The organism is Ruegeria sp. AB8 (assembly GCF_056542605.1).
Genome location: NZ_JBQGAB010000006.1, coordinates 120,760 through 138,091 on the forward strand (window position 1 = coordinate 120,760; position 17,332 = coordinate 138,091).

Below are 17,332 nucleotides of genomic sequence, written 5' to 3' on the forward strand. Positions count from 1 at the left end.
CCAGACCTTTACAAGCCTCAATCCCGGTTGCGATACCAGTTCAGAACAAAGACTCGAATGGCGGAAGCCAATCCTGTTTCAGGATCGCGGACCGCATCAATTTCAGCCGCCAAAGAATTGATCGGCTTATCTTTTTCCTGTGCGATGTCACGGAACGCGCGCCAGAATTCGTCTTCCAAAGAAACCGAAGTGCGGTGTCCCTGAAGGGTCAGCGAGCGTTTGACGGGGCGGCCACTCATTCCTTCAGCTCGTGATTGTCGAGGTCACGCTTCTGTTTGTCTTGTCGAAGTCTGACAACCTCTTTCTCGGCCTTGGTCTGTCCAAAAGCCATAGCGTTTTGATCTGCGCGGGCCTTCTTTTCAGCCCGCGCTTTCTGTTTTCGGTACCGGTTCAAATTTACCGGCTTGCCCATCAATCTTTCGGGCCAATCATCTGTTCGGGGCGTACCACAGCGTCGAAAGTGGCCTCATCCACAAAGCCTAGTGCGATGGCTTCTTCCTTGAGGGTGGTGCCGTTCTTGTGGGCAGTTTTGGCAACGGTTGTGGCGTTGTCATAACCGATAGTCGGCGCAAGCGCAGTGACTAGCATCAGCGATTCCGTCATCAGCTTTTCGATGCGCGACTCATTGGCCTTTATGCCCAGCAGCATCCGTTCGGTAAAGCTGTCAGCGGCGTCGCCGAGCAATTGAATGGATTGCAACAGATTGTAGGACATCATCGGGTTGTAGACGTTCAGCTCGAAATGACCCTGGCTGCCAGCGAACTTGATCGCGGCGTCGTTACCCATGACATGGGCGGCCACCTGCGTCAGCGCCTCGGCCTGGGTCGGGTTTACCTTGCCCGGCATGATCGATGAACCCGGTTCGTTTTCCGGCAGGATCAGTTCGCCCAGCCCCGACCGGGGACCGGAGCCCAGAAAGCGGATGTCGTTGGCGATCTTGTAGCAACTACCGGCAATCGTGGCCAAAGCCCCCGACAGGAACACCATCGCGTCATGCGCGGCCAGTGCCTCGAATTTGTTGGGTGCCGTGACAAAAGGCAGGCCGGTGATTTCGGCCATGTTTGCGGCAACCGCCTGGTCCCAACCGTGCTGTGTGTTCAGACCGGTACCAACAGCGGTACCACCTTGCGCCAATTCATAAATGCCGGGCATTGCGGCATGCACACGGGCAATTCCCTGACGAACCTGATGGGCGTACCCGCCAAACTCCTGACCCAGGGTCAGGGGCGTCGCATCCTGCGTATGCGTGCGTCCGATCTTTATGATGTCCTTGAATTCCTCGGCCTTCTGCTCAAGCGCGGAAGCCAGTTTTTCAAGGCCCGGCAGCAGAACATCACGTACACTCATTGCTGTTGCGATGTGCATCGCAGTGGGGAAGGTATCGTTGGATGACTGCCCCATGTTGCAGTGATCGTTCGGATGTACGGGCTCTTTCGAACCGATAACGCCACCCAGAATCTCGATGGCGCGGTTCGCGATGACCTCGTTCGAGTTCATGTTCGACTGGGTGCCGGATCCGGTTTGCCAAACGACCAGAGGGAAGTTGTCATCAAACTTGCCCTCGATCACTTCTCCGGCCGCCTGAATGACCGCATCCGCAATTTTTGCTTCCAGCTTGCCGGTGGCCTTGTTCTGCATCGCGCAAGCTTTTTTGATCACACCCAGCGCGCGAACGATGGCAACCGGCTGCTTTTCCCACCCGATCGGGAAGTTCATGATCGAACGCTGAGTCTGAGCGCCCCAGTACTTGTCAGCGGGCACTTCCAACGGGCCAAAACTGTCGGATTCGGTGCGGGTCTGAGACATCTGTCACTCCGTCGTGTATGCAATTGTATGCCGTTTAGCGCCAAGCGGGTTGCAACGCAATCGGCCAGTTGCGCGCACCTTAAACTCAAGGGTGACAAAGGTATAGGCAGAGAGCAGCGACAATTTTGTTGTCGACGGGCGCATCCGTCCCATTGTGCCCGCGTCATGCTGAGCTACAATATAAGCATTATTGCGATGGAGGATCTGATGCACGTTTTCCGCACGACATTTTCCCCGACACTTGTCGCAATAGTGATGTGTGCATTTGCGTGGGTGCTTGTTTCCAGTCATCCGGTGCAGGCGTCCAGCATCGCGCCGTTTTTGGGTGATTATACTGGGTCAGCCAATCTCGTGGACGAAGACGGGAGCGAGACGCCCAGAGACATGAGCGTTTCAATTCACGAAACCGACAACGGCTTCAATGTGAGTTGGACGACGACCACCTACAAAGCAGATGGGCGGATCAAGGAACAGAAATTCTCGATCGACTTTCAGCCGTCGGACCGGCCAGACGTGTTTTCTGCTGCGATGAAACGCAACGTGTTTGGGCACGAGGTTCCCCTGGACCCAATGAAAGGAGAGCCATTTGTCTGGGGGCGTATTGATGGTGAAACGCTGACGGTGTTTTCCCTATTTATCTCGGAAACCGGTGGGTACGAATTGCAGCAATTTGACCGAACCCTGGCCGAAGGCGGTTTGAACCTGTCGTTTTCGCGGTTTCGCGATGGGGTTAAATCCCGTTCGGTGGAAACGTTTCTGAAAAAAGAATAACCCCGCCCAAGGCGGGGTCTGTTGCACGCGGAAGCTTGGTTATTTCCGGAAACTGTCCAGGGAAACCACATCCGCGTCATGCGGCTCATCCGGTTCTTCGACCTCGATGATTTCTTCGATATCTTCGTCCGTTTCTTCCTCGTCTTCCGGACTTTCGAAACGCAGCCCGAATTCGACTGAGGGATCAACAAAAGTCTTGATGGCCGTGTACGGAATATAAAGCGGTTCAGGCGCATCACCAAAATTCAAAGTGATGGAAAACCCCGCATCGCCCACTTCAAGGTTTTCGAACCAATGCTGCATGACGATCGTCATTTCCTGCGGATAGCGTTGGCGCAACCAATCGGCCAGTTCAACACCATCATGCCGGGTATCGAAGGTGATGAAAAAGTGGTGCGCACCTGGCAGTCCATGTTCCGAAACGCCGGTCAAAACCGTTTTGATCAGACCGCGCATGGCGGTGTGCATCAGGTTTCCATAGTCGATGTCTTGCGACATGTGTCATCCTCAAAAGTGGTAGCGTCTAGCATAGGGGATTTCAAAGGAAACGAAAGGCCGCGTTACACCTGATTGTTCATAGGAGGTTCAGTAAAATTCCGGCGCAGGCCATCAGACCCAAAGTCGGAACCATCCCGATTTTTAGGCGGAAAATCAACACTCCGGCAGCTAGCGTCAGAATCAATGCAGCGACGTCCAAAGTCGAAATATCGGGTACGGGAATTGATACAGGACCCAGAGTTTTTTTCGGAACTTGTCCAAATAGAACATTGAGGGCGAACCACAAGGATAGTTTGAGAATCACCCCCACAACCGCAGCGGTAATCCCGTGCAGAGCCGCAGACAGGCGCGGGCGGGCTGCCAGGTGATCCAGGAACGGCGCGGCAAGAAAAATCCACAGAAAGCAGGGAACAAACGTGGCCCAAAGGGCCACGGCACCCGCCGCGATAGCCATGGATGCGCCCCCAGACAACTGACCCGTCAACATGGCCACGAATTGTGTCACCAAAATCAGTGGGCCCGGTGTCGTTTCAGCCAACCCAAGCGCATCGATCATCTGATCCGTGCTGATCCATTGATATGTGTCGACGACTGTTTGCGTCATGTATGCCAGAACGGCATAGGCACCACCAAATGTGACAACCGCGAGGCGCGCAAAGAACCACCCCAGATCGCTGAGCAGTTGCTGCCCCGTCAGGGTCAGAACAGCCAAGGGCCCAAGCCAGAGGGTCAGCCAAATCACCGCAGTTCTGATCGGACGGGACATGGTCGGGGATGCTGGCGCGGGTGTCGAAGGGTGCTGACCTTTGAAGGTCGCGAAGCCCCAGAGAGCGGCTGCAAATATGATAAGTGGAAACGGCAGGTTAAGTGCAAAAATTGCCAGAAAGCCCAGCAATGCAAGGATGCGATGTTCGGCATCGGAAAGGGCTTTTCGCGACAGGTTTCGCAAAGCCTGCAGGACGATGACGATTACAGTCGCCTTGATGCCCAGAAACCCGGCCTGTACAACCGGAAGTTCTCCGAAGGCGGCGTAAAGACCAACCAGAACCGCAATGATGATGGCGCCGGGTATGACGAAAAGGCCACCCGCGATCAATCCGCCAGGCACACTGCGCAGGCGCCAGCCGGCATAGGTTGCAAGCTGCATCGCCTCGGGCCCTGGTAGCAACATGCATAAGGACAGAGCGCGCAGATAGCTTTGTTCGTCCAGCCATGGTCTGCGTTCGACCAGTTCCTGATGCATCAGTGAAATCTGCGCTGCGGGACCACCAAACGACAGCAGCCCAATCCGGCCGAAAACCCGGATCAATTCGGAATAGTCGGGTGTCATTATTTTTGCTCGCCGGGCCAATTATGGCCTTCTTCATACCCGTCCCGGGCCCAGCGGTACAGCGCATCATACAGAGCAAGGCCCGCCGACAGGTTCTCATGATCATCCCTGTATTGGCGGGACAGGCCAACGGACAGAGCGAGCAGACCGGCCGCCTCGGGTGCGAGATCGTGACGGTCTGTGTCCGCCGCCCGGACAACAGTCGCCATCCGGTCAAGCGCGGGCGTGTGAAGGTCGAACTTGTCCAGCATAGTGTCAAAGGTGCATTTGTCCCCGTCATGGCCCCAGACCGTGTTTTCAATATCAAATGGAGTGGTACCGAATATTCTGGCGGCTTCCTTCACTTCCGAAGGCGCGACAAACAAAAAACGCGCATTGGGGTCGACAAAACGCCGGATCAACCAAGGGCATGCGATGCGGTCTATTTTGGGCCTGTGTCGGGTCACCCAAAGCGTCCGATTGTCAACCAGGGTCGGAATAGCGGAGTAGGGGACGCTTGACGCCCCGGGCGTATCGCGCCAGGCCTGTATACCGCCCTGCAGAAACTCGGCCTGTTGTCCTTCGCCGCGCAGCCACGAAACTACGCCCTGGCTCAGCTTTTTGCCTTTTTGGCAAATGATTACACTGGAGCGCCCATCGATCGTCGCCATCAGGCCCTGCATGTCTGACGCGGAATGCCGTACTGAACCCGGAATCAAGACCGGGTCCGCCGCAAAGTCTTCCTCGAGGCAGATATCCACCAAAACCGGCGCTGTCGGTGTTCCGATCAGTCGCAGCAGTTGTTTGGGGGTGATGGAATTTGGCGCAGCCATGGCATGTCTCCTGTCGCGTTCGGATACATGCGAAACTTGGGCTGACGCCTCACGGGGCGTTCGCAATGTTACCCCATACCCTTTGCTAACGTGGAACGGCTTTCATGGTCAAGGTCGCAGGTTTTTGTCAGGCCCAGTCCAGTCGTTGTCCGGTCATGCAGACGGGCAGGGTATCTTCGGGAAACTGTCCAAGCTGTTCAAAAAAAGAAATAAAGTCGAACTGATTATAAGCCTCGACCATGCATCCGTCCTTGATACGCGCGATGACGCTTCCGCTTGCCTGCAGCGGTGCGCCATTGTCGGCGCGGGTCGTCTGCAAATGGACAATGGCAGAAACCCAATCACCGTCTTCGATTATCTTCGGCAGGTCGACTTTTATGTCGCCAAGGATGTGCCGGAATGCGGTCACCAGATCACGGAAATCGTCAGCGCCGACCTGCATTTCCGGGATCAACCCCTCGGCCAGCGTGTCGGGGGCAAAGAACTGTCCGATGGCTTCTGTGTTGCCGTTTTCCCAAACCTCTGAATACCACTGCCTGAGCAATTTGGAATGTGACATCGCCGCTCTCCCTTCTGATGGAAGTGACGATGGCAAAAAGGAATGAACAATCCCTGAACAAGAGCGTGTTTCTGACCGGACAAATTGCATTGAAATGCAGGTTTCTGTTGCCAGGTACCTGCGAACCCCGCCTTACGCTGCTAGGCGCAAGGGCTTAAGTTTCGGTCTTGCTACTGCTTACGCAGCAACTGCAACCGGAGCACGATTGTCGTTTGCAATTGTACTATTTTCGCCGATAACGGTGGCAGACAGCCGAGACAAAGCTAACCCCTTTAGACGTTCGTCGATCCTGTTTCGGCCCCATGTTCCCCAAACGAAGGATATTGGTGGAGCCGCCGGGTACCGCCCCCGGGTCCGATCCGCTTATTACGAGCGCGTTTATGTCCATAGTCCCGAAGGACCCTTCATATATAGGTGACGTTCCGATCGGATGCAAATCCAGAATTTAACTGACGTAATTGTTTCTTTTCAAAATATTAAACTGATTTATTCATGTTCGCCAGGATCAGCCAGATTGCCAACGCCAGTTCGATTCCGCCGAAAACCATCGCCTTGGCCAGTGGCGGGTTGTCCAGTGCAATCGATACGAACCGGCCCAATGCCGCGCCGGCATAGACCACGCCAAGCATCGTGTAGGCCATTGGGCTATTGAACCACAAAACAGCAAGGCCGGTGACTACGAACAATCCGCCAACCGAAGCGCGCATCTCGCTCAGGCCCATGGTGCTGTTTGTTGGGGCTAAATCCAGTGAAGCCGCAGTCCAGGCCGGAGCCAGAAAGCCGAAAAGGCCAAAGCCGAATGTCAGTATCGCGGCAAGCGTATTCAGGATCGGTGTCATTCCGGTCTCATGTCGTTTTTGTTGAAAGGGAGAGTAATGCGCATGTTCGCAAAGGAAAGAACCTAAATTGCCGACAACAGTCCCAGTATCCCCACAAGGATAAGACTAAGCGCCCAGATGAGTTCGAGGTTGAACCAACTGCGTGACAAGAATTGCAGTCCCAACCAGCGATAGACGGCATAGGCCAGAATGCCTCCGCCCAAAACCATCGCCGCTGTGTGAAGCGCGGCAACGGCCAGAACCAGAAGACCGTTGGTCGTCATGATCTCGGAAACCGCACGATGCCCGGCGTCCAGCTCATCCAGATTGCAAAGTCCCAGATAGATTGGAACCAGCATCAGCGCGGCGCCATGGGCTAGAGCGACAAGAAATGACCACAATGCCAGCTTTCCTGGAGGAACACGGGAGAGGGCGCGGGGGTGGCGACGGACAATCGCGATGTAAAGGCCCATAGTGATAACAATCAGGGCTGCGCCGATCCTAATTTCGCGCTGGTAATCCACTAAAACCGCCATCAGCGCGAACGGCAGCAAGACCCCGAGCATGGCGAGAAAGTGCCCCCCAGCCAAGGCAGTCAGCGCCCGCCAAAGGGCCGATTGCTTCTGCTCCATCAATGCCGCTGAAACAGCCAGTGGCCAGCCCATGCCGGGGTTCAGGCCGTGATATGCGCCGCTAAGCACAACGGCCAGCCACAGGCCGGCCGTTGATGTCATCAGGAACTCCAAATCAGACGGACGGGTAGCAGAAACTGTCCGTCGAACAGTCGCCGCCTTCTAGCCGGATCTGGTGGCTGCGATAGCCCTTAGGGAAGTCGACCCAGAACTTCGGGTCCAGTGTCAGGCCGCCATTGTCACCGACATCGGCCTTGACCATGGCTGCGCCGCGTTCGCCCGGATAGAACTGATCATCCCAGGTGGAGTAAAGCGAGTTGGTCCAGTAGACGCGTTTGCCATCCCGGCTGATCTCAACCATCTGCGGTCCGTAACCAAAGTCATTGCCGTTGGGATGCTTGGTCTTTTTGACGATCCCGCCAATCTCGACCTTGCCGGCCAGGGTCGGGTTCATCGGGTCCGACACATCGTATTGATGCATCTCACCGGTGCCCCAACAGGCAACATAAAGGTACTTGTCGTCCAGACTCAGATCGATATCCGTGACCAGAGGCGGAACGGCCGAAAACCCCTTGAGAAGATCGGGAAGATCATCGGGATCAGCGGGTTGCGGATCGATTGTGATGGTTTTCTTGGCTTCGAACGTTCCGTCATCATTGCGCCACCAGGTGAAGATGGCACCTTGAAGATTAGTGGTATCCACCACAACGCCACAGAAACCGTGTTGCTTGACCGGATCATGCGCCGGGCGGATTTCCAACGCCATCTGATGGTTTTCGCCCAGATCGATGGTTTGGATATTCGTGCGGCTGCGCAGGTTCCAGAAATGGATGCGGTGGCCGTACTTGTTCGACAGCAGATCCTCGGCCACGATCCCGTTTTCAAACTGCGGCGGCAGTGCCCATTCGGAACTGACCATGTAATCACGCGGCAGGTTCCACCAGAAGTCATAGTGTTTGTCCTGAACCCCGCGTTCGATTTCATATCGGCCTATGATCTCGAAGCTTTCGCAATCCATGATGAAGATACCCGGCGGGCCGTCTGTGCCGTCTTTGCCACCGCCACCCAATGTGCTGACGTAGATGCCTTCGGGGCCGCAGTGAATGGTATGAGGCCGGGAATATCCCGTCTTGGCAAAAACTTCCTCGGGTTCGATGATCTTGTGAATCTTCGCTTCCAGCGGGTTTTTGACATCGATGATGTAAATGCGGCTGGACCGTATGCCGGGAATGATCAGATAGCGGCGTTCTAGAAATGCATGGCCGCTGAGCGGCGACAGCGATGATGAGCAGGCGTTCCAGCCGAAATGGTGAAACTCGTCACCCTTTTCGGGCATGATCACCTGATGAACGATTTTTCCGTAATCCGCCGAAGTCGGATCGACGTTAACGACAGCCAGACCATCCGGTTGCGAAAAGTCGGGGCTGAGCATCAGCGTGAAGGCCAGAGTTTCCGTTGGGCCCTCCATCGCCAGCTTGGCGGATGGGTAAAAGGTTGGGTCCGGTCTTTGGTTCATAACGTCCTCCCGTAAGTAATTGTAATTCAATTTGCATTGAGAGATCCGGTCTTCATGCCGGCTGTCATGCTGCCTGCCCGAGTGTCGTTTTCGTCTGCCTCCTCCGTCAAGCTTTATCTGATGCGAAATCAGGCTGGGTTGCGTCGGCGTTCAGCCACGTCGTGGGCCAGTTGCCTCGTATAGGTTTCCAGTTCAACGAGCGTTCGGTCCACCGCCACTGCATCCCGCGCCTCAATCGAATCGGCGATCAGGTTGTGCAGCGCAATGATCTCTTCCCGGGACCGGGCGGAGAAGGTGATCATGTTCATCAGCGGCTGCATCGCTTCGACCGCACCCGCCAGCTGGTAGGACAAAACCGGATTGCCTGCGGCGTCGACCAAAGCGCGATGAAAGGCAACATCCGAGGCACAAAAAGCTTCATCCGTCAGCCCGGGTTGTGACTGACGATAGATTTCGGCCCGCATCGTGGCCAGATGATTCGGGGTGTGTCGCTCTGCCGAAAGGGCGGCGCAGGCCCGCTCGAGCGCGTAACGGGCTTCGCAGGCGATGTCGAAACTGACAGCATTCATTGACAGCAACAGGGTCGAGGTGGTGACTTGCTGCGAATAGGCGTCCTCAAAGCTCAGTTTGTTGACAAAAGCACCACCCGAAGCGCCACGCTGGGTTCGGATAAGAGATTGCGCGGCGAGCCTTTTGAGCGCCTCGCGCACGGTCGGCCGCGAGACCTTAAACTGTTCCGACAACTCGGCCTCGGACGGCAGGCGCGCATCGACAATCAACTCACCCGAGACAATGGCGTCGCGAATGGCCTGAGCGATCTGTGCCGACAAGTCAGCCGGTTTTTTGGGATCAACTTCCATGTCCGACACGCTAAAACTCAGTTTTTATTTGTCTGACATTTAAAAGTCTGACATTTGAAATGCAAGGACTGAGTCGGGAGGAGCGAGTGAGTCGCGCAGTTTTACGCAGCGGTCTTTGGCTGAGTTTCTACATCACGATCCTCTGGGCGTGGTGGATGATGTTCTCGATGAGCCGCGACATGGACCTCGATCTGATCGGGCGTCCGGGTCCGATGGGCGAGGCGATGCGCGTGATGGACCCGCGCATGGACATGTACATGCCCATGGCGGAATTCGGTCCGCTGTTCTGGATGTGGGCTATCATGATGGCGGCCATGATGCTGCCGACTTTGGTTCCGACGCTGCGCAGTTACGATGATCTTATCCGTAGTGCCAATGGAACGCGTGCCGGTTGGGTCGGTGTTTTGGCCGGGTACTTTTTGGTCTGGGTCGGATTTGCCGCCTTTATCGCCGCCGTTCAGCTTACACTGCTTTTTGGCGGCATTGTCGACATGCTCGGTATCGCCAAATCCGTTTATCTCGCCGCTGGACTTATGATCGTTGTGGGCGCTTTTCAGTTCAGCCGCGCCAAAGAGGTGTGTCATGGTGTGTGTCACGCCCCGATGACGTACTTCCTGGGCCACTGGAAGACCGGTTTCTTGGGTGGTCTGCGGATGGGGCTTGGGCTGGGCGCATTTTGTGTCGGCTGTTGCTGGGGCTTCATGGTGCTGGGGTTTGTCGGCGGTGTCATGAGCCTGGTGTGGATGGGTCTGGCGACCCTGTTCATGGTTTTGGAAAAACTACCCCAGATCGGTCACGCGGTCACACGACCGCTGGGGTTGGCATTGATCGCGGGTGGTCTTCTTCTGCTCGTATATCCTATCACATACGGAGGGTAAGCTTATGGCTAAAAACAGAAAAAAGGAATCCGACAAGCTTCCGATCAGCCAGCGGATCGACAGTCGCATGCCGAATCCCAAACGCCGCGAGATGAGCCCGACGGACTGGTCCATCAAGGGTGAACTGATCCTGAATTGCTCCTGCGATGTGTTTTGCCCCTGCGTGGTCTCTCTGGGCGCGCACCCCCCGACCGAGGGTCACTGCCATGCCTGGATGGGTATCATCATTGACGAGGGGCACTATGAAGGTGAGGACCTGTCGGGCCTGAACGTGGGATTGCTGGTCGATATTCCCGGCCGTATGGGGGAAGGCCAGTGGAAAGTGGCCGCGTATGTGGACGAACGCGCCAGCGGCAAGGCGTATAACGGCTTGCTTCAGATATTCAGCGGGCAGGCCGGCGGAACGACCGGGCTTTTTACCATGCTGGTCAGTGAAATCATCGGGGCCGAGCGTGCTCCGGTCGAGATCGAGCGGGACGGTACCAAACGTCGCATCATGATCGGCCGGAAGATTCAGGGTGAAATTGAAATGCTGGCAGGCAGGGACCCCGAGCATCCGGTGATGGTCTCCAACTCGAAGTATTGGATGGGACCGGACATCATTGTCGCGAAGGGAAACAAATCAAAGGTTCGCGATTATGGCCGGGTCTGGGATTTTGGTGGCAAGTCCGCTGAAATCTGCCCCATCGACTGGAATGGGCCCAAATGATGATTACAGGTGGCTATGCGCGTCAAATGGCCAGATACAATAGCTGGCAGAACAACCAGTTAAAAGGGTTTCTGCAAGCGCTGCCACAAGAAGAACTGATGCGTGAGCGTGGTGCGTTCTTTGGCTCGATCATGGGAACGGCCAACCATCTTTTGTGGGGTGACTGGATCTGGATTTCGCGCTTTGACAAGGGAACGGGTCCGGGTGGCGGGATCCCGGAAAGCAAATCTGTTTGCGCTGGTCTGTCCGATTGGCTACCGCTTCGTGAGACTGTTGATGTCCGTATTGCCAAATGGGCCGACGAGTTGGGTGACGACGTCTTGACCGGAGACTTTACCTGGTTTTCAGCCGCAAAAGAAGCTGATGTCACAAAGCCTTACGCGCAATGCGTCATCCACATGTTCAATCACCAGACCCATCATCGGGGACAGTTGCACAAGATGTTGACGGAAGCCGGCTCATCCGCGCCGGTCAGTGATCTGGTCTTTCTGCCGGAGGGTGCCTGAATGGCCCTGATTTCACCGTCACGCCGACTGCGCCGAACACCTTTTTCCGAAGGTGTCGAGGAAGCTGGTGTCAAAGCGTACACGGTTTACAACAGGATGTTGTTGCCGACGGTGTTCGAGTCGCTTGAAGCGGATTGCCGCCATCTCAAGACCCACGTTCAGGTTTGGGATGTTTCTTGCGAGCGTCAGATCGAGGTTCGCGGTCCTGATGCGGCGCGCCTGCTGCAGATGCTTACCCCGCGTGATCTGAGCGGAATGGTGACCGGTCAGTGCTACTATGTTCCGATCGTGAACCAGGCCGGAGGGATGCTGAACGACCCCGTCGCGCTGAAATTGTCCGAAGACCGCTTTTGGATCTCGATAGCGGACAGTGACTTGTTGTTCTGGGTCAATGGCTTGGCGAATGGGCTTGCACTGGATGTTCAGGCTTGGGAACCGGATGTATCGCCTCTGGCGATTCAAGGCCCGAAGTCCGATGAATTGATGGCGCGTGTTTTCGGGGACGGGATCCGCGACATCCGGTTTTTCCGGTTCGGCCTGTTCCAGTTTCAAGGGCGCGACCTTGTCATCGCGCGGTCCGGATATTCGAAACAGGGCGGGTTCGAGGTTTATGTAGACGGCAGTGATATCGGTATGCCGCTATGGAACGCCCTTTTCAAAGCCGGGGAAGTTCTGCATGTGCGCGCCGGTTGCCCAAACCTGATTGAACGCATCGAAGGCGGGCTTTTGTCTTATGGTAACGACATGACCCACGAAAACACCCCGCATGAATGCGGGTTGGGCAAGTTCTGCAATACGGACGTCGTGACGGAATGTGTGGGCCGGGACGCTCTGGTGAAGGCCTCCGAGAAGGGTCCCAAACAGCAGATCCGGCCGGTCGCGATTGACGGCGATCCAGTTCCCCCGTGCGACCGGGCCTGGCCAGCCTTCTGTGAAGGGAACCGGGTCGGTCAGGTCACATCGGCCGTCTGGTCGCCGGATTTCGGAACAAACGTTGCAATCGGAATGGTACACGCCAGCCATTGGGCTGCGGGTACGGAACTGGAAATTCAAACTTCACGGGGCATGCGCAAGGCGGTTGTTCAGGCCAAATTCTGGGCCTGACGGGCAGGGGCTATCCCCTCGTCACGGCACTCCACCCCGAATAATCTAACCAGGTAAATGCGATATCCTGGCTGTGAAAAGGAAAGGAAAGCACGATGTTCAATGCATTGGTAATGGAGAAAGACGAAGAAAGCGGGTTGGCCAGTGCGTCGATCAAAGAACTGTCGATTGATGATCTGCCCCATGGCGAGGTTACAGTCGCCGTCGAATACTCGACCGTAAATTACAAGGACGGTCTGTGCTTGTCGGCCAAAGGCGGCGGGCTGGTCCGCAGCTATCCACATATTCCAGGCATCGACTACGCAGGAACGGTCGAGACGTCTTCGGACAACAGATACAAACCGGGCGACAAAGTGGTTCTGACCGGTTGGCGCGTCGGTGAGGCCCATTGGGGCGGCTATTCGCAGAAAGCCAACGCACTGGCCGACTGGCTGGTTCCCTTGCCCGATGGGTTGGACGCGCGGCAGGCGATGGCTGTGGGAACAGCTGGTTTCACTGCCATGCTTGCGGTCATGGCGCTGGAGGACCATGGCCTGCAGCCGGGCCACGGTCCTGTACTGGTCACAGGCGCGGCCGGCGGCGTTGGGTCCGTGGCAACTGCGATACTGGCCAATCTGGGCTATGAAGTTGCCGCAGTAACAGGGCGCGCGGAAGCTGCCGATTATCTGAAATCTCTGGGCGCGACCACGATCGTTCCGCGCGAGGATCTGAACGAGACCACAAAACGCCCGCTGGAAAGCGAGACCTGGGCGGGCTGTATCGATGCGGTAGGCGGTGCGATGCTGGCCCGGGTTCTCGGACAGATGAAATATGGCGCATCGGTTGCCGCGGTTGGTCTGGCCGGTGGGGCTGCCCTGCCTGCGACGGTCATCCCGTTTCTGCTGCGTGGCGTCAACCTGTTGGGCATCGACAGCGTGATGCAGCCTTATGACAACAGGGTGCGCGCGTGGAAACGTATCGCGACAGATCTGCCCATGGAAAAATTGGACGCCATGGTACAGCCTGCATCCCTAAGCGATTTGCCCAAACTTGGCGCGGATATTCTTCAAGGACAGGTTCAGGGCCGTGTTGTCGTTGATGTAAACGCGTGACGCACCCGTTGATTTTCTAACCGGCCAGCGCCAATGCTGGCCGGTTCTTTTGCCGAGGAAACACCTCAAAAATGCCGGAAACACCTCTGGTCATTGGCGCAATTCCGGCTCATCATTGCTATACATCCCATTTGCGATGGCTTAAGACCCATTCCAACAGTACCTGAAAACGGGGAGTGAGCAGCATGTCTGACGATTTTGAACTGGACACTGATGATCTGAAACGCCGCATGGACGGCGCAATGGCCAACCTTAAAACCGAATTTGCATCCCTGCGGACTGGCCGCGCATCAGCGTCGATGCTGGAGCCGATCATGGTTGATGCCTATGGTTCGCTGACCCCGATCAACCAGGTTGGCACCGTCAACGTGCCCGAACCCCGGATGGTCACCGTTAACGTGTGGGACAAGTCCCTTGTCGGCAAAGTGGAAAAAGCCATTCGGGAGAGTGGGTTGGGAATTAATCCTCAACTGAACGGTACAATCATCATGCTGCCGATCCCCGAGTTGAACGAAGAGCGTCGTCGCGAACTGGGCAAGGTTGCAGGGCAGTACGCTGAAAGCGCACGGATTTCCATTCGAAACGTGCGCCGGGATGGCATGGACCAGATCAAGAAGGCCAAGTCCGACGGCATGTCTGAAGACGACCAGAAATTCTGGGAGACCGAGGTGCAGGATCTGACCGATGAAATGATTAAATCGGTTGATACCGCACTAGAGACCAAACAGGCAGAAATTATGCAGGTCTGAGCCGGAAGAATGCCCAACGATCCCCGCACTCCTATCGCCGCCGGACCGCGCCATGTCGCCATCATTATGGATGGCAATGGTCGTTGGGCACAAGCACGTGGCCGGCCTAGGCTGTATGGACATCACGCAGGTGCGCGGCGTGTTCGCGAGGTGGTCGAAGCTTGCCCCGGTCTTGGCGTCAAGTATCTGACAGTATTCGCCTTTTCGACAGAGAACTGGAAGCGAACACAGGTTGAAGTCGCCGGACTGATGAGCCTGTTTCGCCGATACATAATCAAAGAAACACGAACGCTGAAGGAAAACGGTATTCGTGTCCGCTTTATCGGAGACAGGGTACGTCTGGATTCCAAGCTGACCAGACTGATGGACTCGCTTGAGGAAGAAACCAGAGACAATGACTTGGTCCATCTCACGGTTGCCTTGAACTACGGCGGGCGGGATGAAGTTGCCCGGGCGACGCAACGTCTGGCGTGCGACGTGGCAGCGGGCCGGTTGCGCCCCGAAGATGTGGATGAAGAAACGCTTCCAAGATATTTGGATACGCATGTTCTTCCTGATCCCGATCTTGTTATTCGCACCAGCGGCGAAGCGCGAATTTCGAACTTTCTTCTGTGGCAGTCAGCCTATTCCGAATATGAGTTCATCGACACGCTTTGGCCGGATTTCACAGCAGCTGAACTTGAACATTTGTGTCGGAACTTTGGCTCGCGTGAGCGCCGCTTTGGCGCAGTTCTCGCATGAGCGACGGTCGATGGTCTGACCTGACGGCCCGAGTACTGTCGGCAGCTGTTCTGGTTGCTATCGGTGCAGTGGAAGTATGGCTTGGCGGATTGTGGTTCGAAGCATTCATCGCTGCGGCCTGCGCCATCATGACCTGGGAACTGGTCCGCATGATTGATCCGGGTCAAACTGGTCTGGCGGTTCAGTTGGGGATATTGACCGGGGTTGCCGTCGTCCTCAGCTATCACCTGCCTGCGCTTTACACGTTGCCGTTTTTGCTGGCACCTGCGCTGGTCGGGGCAGGGCAGATCAGTCGGGCAAAAGGGCTTTATGCCGCGTTTGCCTTCTGGATCGCTGCTGCTGGTCTGGGTTTCATCTCGATCCGTGAAACCATGGGTTTTGGCTGGATGGTCTGGCTGATCGCCGTTGTCGTCGCAACAGATGTTGCAGGGTATTTTGTTGGCAAAACGTTTGGCGGACCTAAGTTTTGGCCCAAGGTAAGCCCGAAGAAGACTTGGTCCGGTACGGCCGGCGGTTGGGTTGCCGCAGCCATCGTTGGCGGTGTTGTCGCGATGCAGGCCGGGTTTGGTGTGTTGTTTGTGCTGATTTCGGTGCTGGCGTCGATGGCCAGTCAGGCCGGGGATATCGTGGAAAGCGCGGTCAAACGAAGGTTTGGCGTCAAGGACAGCTCCAACCTGATACCCGGGCATGGCGGTTTTCTTGACCGGTTCGATGGAATGATGGGGGCTGCCTTGTTCGTGTTGATCGCAGGGTTGTTCTACGCCCCCGGGGTTATGTAATGCGCAAGATCTCAATTTTTGGCGCGACCGGGTCCATCGGTCAAAACACCATTGACCTGATCGCCCGGAATCCTTCGTCCTACGATGTTGTTGCGATGACGGGCGGGGCAAACATCCGACAGCTGGCCGAAGATGCGCGCAGGCTCGGCGCTGATTTGGCCGTGACCGCCTATGAGGACCGGCTTGAGGATTTGCGGGACGCCCTTTCCGGCAGCGGGGTTGCGGTCGCGGCAGGCGAAAAAGCACTGGCCGAGGCTGCATCCCGCCCGGCCGACTGGGTAATGTCAGCCATTGTGGGCGCAGCCGGGTTAACTCCGGGCATAGAAGCCCTGAAACAAGGAGCGACGCTGGCCTTGGCAAACAAAGAGACGCTGGTGTGTGCTGGTTCTCTGGTTCTGGAGACTGCGCGCAAAAACAACGCGCGCCTGCTGCCTGTGGACAGTGAACATTCGGCCGTGTTTCAGGCGCTGGTCGGAGAAAACATTGAGACCGTCGAACGGGTGATCATTACCGCCAGCGGCGGGGCGTTTCGTGATTGGCCCTTGTCGGATCTGGCCCTCGCGACGGTAGAGCAAGCGTCGAGTCACCCCAATTGGAACATGGGTCAACGGATTACCATCGACAGCGCATCAATGTTCAATAAGGCGCTGGAGGTAATTGAAACGAAAGAATTCTTTGGAATAGACCCGGACCAGATCGAAGTTCTGATCCACCCGGAATCGATTGTACATGCATTGGTCGGATTCAGTGACGGCGCTGTCATGGCCCATATGGGTGCACCGGATATGCGCCATGCCATTGGCTACGCTCTGCACTGGCCCGAAAGGCGGAGCCTGCCGGTCGACCGTCTGAACCTGGCACGGCTTGGGCAGCTTCGGTTTCAGGACCCTGACGAATCGCGGTACCCCGCGTTGCGGCTGGCGCGCGAGGTGATGGCCCGTGGGGGTCTTTCCGGTGCCGTCTTTAACGCGGCCAAAGAACGTGCTCTGGACAGATTTATCGCCAAGGACATCGGATTTCTTGAGATGGGCGATACCATTGCAGCGGTTCTGGACAGATTTGATACAGAAGATGGCCTTATTGATGCCCCTATGACCCTTGATAATGTGCAAAAAACGGACCATCTGGCACGTCAATGGGTCGATGAAGCCATACTCCAACGAGCAGGATAAA

21 protein-coding genes and 1 other RNA gene are annotated in these 17,332 nt (G+C 56.2%); 10 read left to right on the top strand and 12 right to left on the bottom strand.

Annotated features, from left to right (window positions below):
* Nucleotides 1-17 precede the first annotated feature (17 nt).
* Genes ACR0CG_RS08115 through fumC form a run of 3 tightly spaced genes read right to left on the bottom strand, consistent with a single transcriptional unit; the run spans nucleotide 18 to nucleotide 1,806 of the window.
* Nucleotides 18-239, bottom strand: coding sequence for a ribbon-helix-helix domain-containing protein (locus ACR0CG_RS08115; protein ID WP_480523979.1), 222 nt, complete (start codon nucleotides 237-239; stop codon nucleotides 18-20).
* Nucleotides 236-412: a DUF4169 family protein gene (locus ACR0CG_RS08120; protein WP_480523981.1), complete on the bottom strand. Its 177-nt coding sequence runs from the start codon at nucleotides 410-412 to the stop codon at nucleotides 236-238. The genes ACR0CG_RS08115 and ACR0CG_RS08120 overlap by 4 nt, the downstream gene beginning before the upstream one ends.
* On the bottom strand, nucleotides 412-1,806 hold the full coding sequence (fumC, locus tag ACR0CG_RS08125) for a class II fumarate hydratase (protein WP_480523983.1): 1,395 nt from the start codon (nucleotides 1,804-1,806) through the stop codon (nucleotides 412-414). The genes ACR0CG_RS08120 and fumC overlap by 1 nt, the downstream gene beginning before the upstream one ends.
* Nucleotides 1,807-2,013: 207 nt before the next feature.
* Here fumC and ACR0CG_RS08130 point away from each other — a divergent pair, with 207 nt between their 5' ends.
* Nucleotides 2,014-2,577 (top strand): hypothetical protein, encoded by a 564-nt coding sequence (locus ACR0CG_RS08130; RefSeq protein ID WP_480523985.1) that lies wholly within the window; start codon nucleotides 2,014-2,016, stop codon nucleotides 2,575-2,577.
* 39 nt (nucleotides 2,578-2,616) lie between these two features.
* Here the strand turns inward: ACR0CG_RS08130 and ACR0CG_RS08135 are convergent, their stop codons facing one another.
* The 9 genes from ACR0CG_RS08135 to ACR0CG_RS08175 all read right to left on the bottom strand — a co-directional run bounded on the left by ACR0CG_RS08135 (nucleotide 2,617) and on the right by ACR0CG_RS08175 (nucleotide 9,602).
* Nucleotides 2,617-3,075, bottom strand: a complete 459-nt coding sequence (locus ACR0CG_RS08135; RefSeq protein WP_321253078.1) for an SspB family protein — start codon at nucleotides 3,073-3,075, stop codon at nucleotides 2,617-2,619.
* 76 nt (nucleotides 3,076-3,151) lie between these two features.
* A complete protein-coding gene (gene chrA / locus ACR0CG_RS08140) occupies nucleotides 3,152-4,405 on the bottom strand; it encodes a chromate efflux transporter (protein ID WP_480523987.1) in 1,254 nt (417 codons plus the stop codon).
* Entirely contained in the window at nucleotides 4,405-5,217 is an 813-nt protein-coding gene (locus tag ACR0CG_RS08145) for a chromate resistance protein ChrB domain-containing protein (protein ID WP_480523989.1), read from the bottom strand. The genes chrA and ACR0CG_RS08145 overlap by 1 nt, the downstream gene beginning before the upstream one ends.
* Nucleotides 5,218-5,344: 127 nt before the next feature.
* The gene (locus ACR0CG_RS08150; RefSeq protein WP_480523991.1) at nucleotides 5,345-5,776 is read right to left on the bottom strand and encodes an ester cyclase; all 432 of its coding nucleotides are present in this window, start codon (nucleotides 5,774-5,776) and stop codon (nucleotides 5,345-5,347) included.
* Nucleotides 5,777-5,869: 93 nt separating this feature from the next.
* Nucleotides 5,870-6,216: a transfer-messenger RNA gene (gene ssrA, locus ACR0CG_RS08155) on the bottom strand.
* A gap of 36 nt (nucleotides 6,217-6,252) precedes the next feature.
* Nucleotides 6,253-6,615, bottom strand: coding sequence for a DUF4345 family protein (locus ACR0CG_RS08160; protein ID WP_480523993.1), 363 nt, complete (start codon nucleotides 6,613-6,615; stop codon nucleotides 6,253-6,255).
* Between the two features lie 62 nt (nucleotides 6,616-6,677).
* A complete protein-coding gene (locus ACR0CG_RS08165; RefSeq protein ID WP_480523995.1) occupies nucleotides 6,678-7,328 on the bottom strand; it encodes a hypothetical protein in 651 nt (216 codons plus the stop codon).
* A gap of 13 nt (nucleotides 7,329-7,341) precedes the next feature.
* Nucleotides 7,342-8,742, bottom strand: a complete 1,401-nt coding sequence (locus ACR0CG_RS08170) for a selenium-binding protein SBP56-related protein (protein ID WP_480523997.1) — start codon at nucleotides 8,740-8,742, stop codon at nucleotides 7,342-7,344.
* 128 nt (nucleotides 8,743-8,870) lie between these two features.
* The gene (locus ACR0CG_RS08175; protein ID WP_480524128.1) at nucleotides 8,871-9,602 is read right to left on the bottom strand and encodes a FadR/GntR family transcriptional regulator; all 732 of its coding nucleotides are present in this window, start codon (nucleotides 9,600-9,602) and stop codon (nucleotides 8,871-8,873) included.
* A gap of 59 nt (nucleotides 9,603-9,661) precedes the next feature.
* Here ACR0CG_RS08175 and ACR0CG_RS08180 point away from each other — a divergent pair, with 59 nt between their 5' ends.
* The 9 genes from ACR0CG_RS08180 to dxr all read left to right on the top strand — a co-directional run bounded on the left by ACR0CG_RS08180 (nucleotide 9,662) and on the right by dxr (nucleotide 17,331).
* Complete coding sequence (locus tag ACR0CG_RS08180) at nucleotides 9,662-10,480, top strand: DUF2182 domain-containing protein (RefSeq protein ID WP_480523999.1); 819 nt, start codon at nucleotides 9,662-9,664, stop codon at nucleotides 10,478-10,480.
* Nucleotides 10,481-10,484: 4 nt separating this feature from the next.
* Nucleotides 10,485-11,189: a DUF1326 domain-containing protein gene (locus ACR0CG_RS08185; protein WP_480524001.1), complete on the top strand. Its 705-nt coding sequence runs from the start codon at nucleotides 10,485-10,487 to the stop codon at nucleotides 11,187-11,189.
* Nucleotides 11,189-11,695, top strand: coding sequence for a DinB family protein (locus ACR0CG_RS08190; protein WP_480524129.1), 507 nt, complete (start codon nucleotides 11,189-11,191; stop codon nucleotides 11,693-11,695). The genes ACR0CG_RS08185 and ACR0CG_RS08190 overlap by 1 nt, the downstream gene beginning before the upstream one ends.
* Nucleotides 11,696-12,799 carry a dimethylsulfoniopropionate demethylase gene (locus ACR0CG_RS08195; RefSeq protein WP_480524003.1) on the top strand — a complete coding sequence of 368 codons (1,104 nt, stop codon included), beginning with the start codon at nucleotides 11,696-11,698 and terminating at the stop codon, nucleotides 12,797-12,799.
* 95 nt (nucleotides 12,800-12,894) lie between these two features.
* Nucleotides 12,895-13,890: an acryloyl-CoA reductase gene (gene acuI / locus ACR0CG_RS08200; RefSeq protein WP_480524005.1), complete on the top strand. Its 996-nt coding sequence runs from the start codon at nucleotides 12,895-12,897 to the stop codon at nucleotides 13,888-13,890.
* A gap of 185 nt (nucleotides 13,891-14,075) precedes the next feature.
* A complete protein-coding gene (gene frr, locus ACR0CG_RS08205; protein ID WP_170618994.1) occupies nucleotides 14,076-14,639 on the top strand; it encodes a ribosome recycling factor in 564 nt (187 codons plus the stop codon).
* A 9-nt stretch (nucleotides 14,640-14,648) separates the two neighbouring features.
* The gene (gene uppS / locus ACR0CG_RS08210; protein WP_480524007.1) at nucleotides 14,649-15,380 is read left to right on the top strand and encodes a polyprenyl diphosphate synthase; all 732 of its coding nucleotides are present in this window, start codon (nucleotides 14,649-14,651) and stop codon (nucleotides 15,378-15,380) included.
* Nucleotides 15,377-16,159, top strand: a complete 783-nt coding sequence (locus ACR0CG_RS08215) for a phosphatidate cytidylyltransferase (protein ID WP_480524009.1) — start codon at nucleotides 15,377-15,379, stop codon at nucleotides 16,157-16,159. Before uppS ends, ACR0CG_RS08215 begins: the two co-directional genes overlap by 4 nt.
* A complete protein-coding gene (gene dxr, locus ACR0CG_RS08220) occupies nucleotides 16,159-17,331 on the top strand; it encodes a 1-deoxy-D-xylulose-5-phosphate reductoisomerase (RefSeq protein WP_480524010.1) in 1,173 nt (390 codons plus the stop codon). Before ACR0CG_RS08215 ends, dxr begins: the two co-directional genes overlap by 1 nt.
* The last annotated feature ends 1 nt before the right edge of the window (nucleotide 17,332 follow it).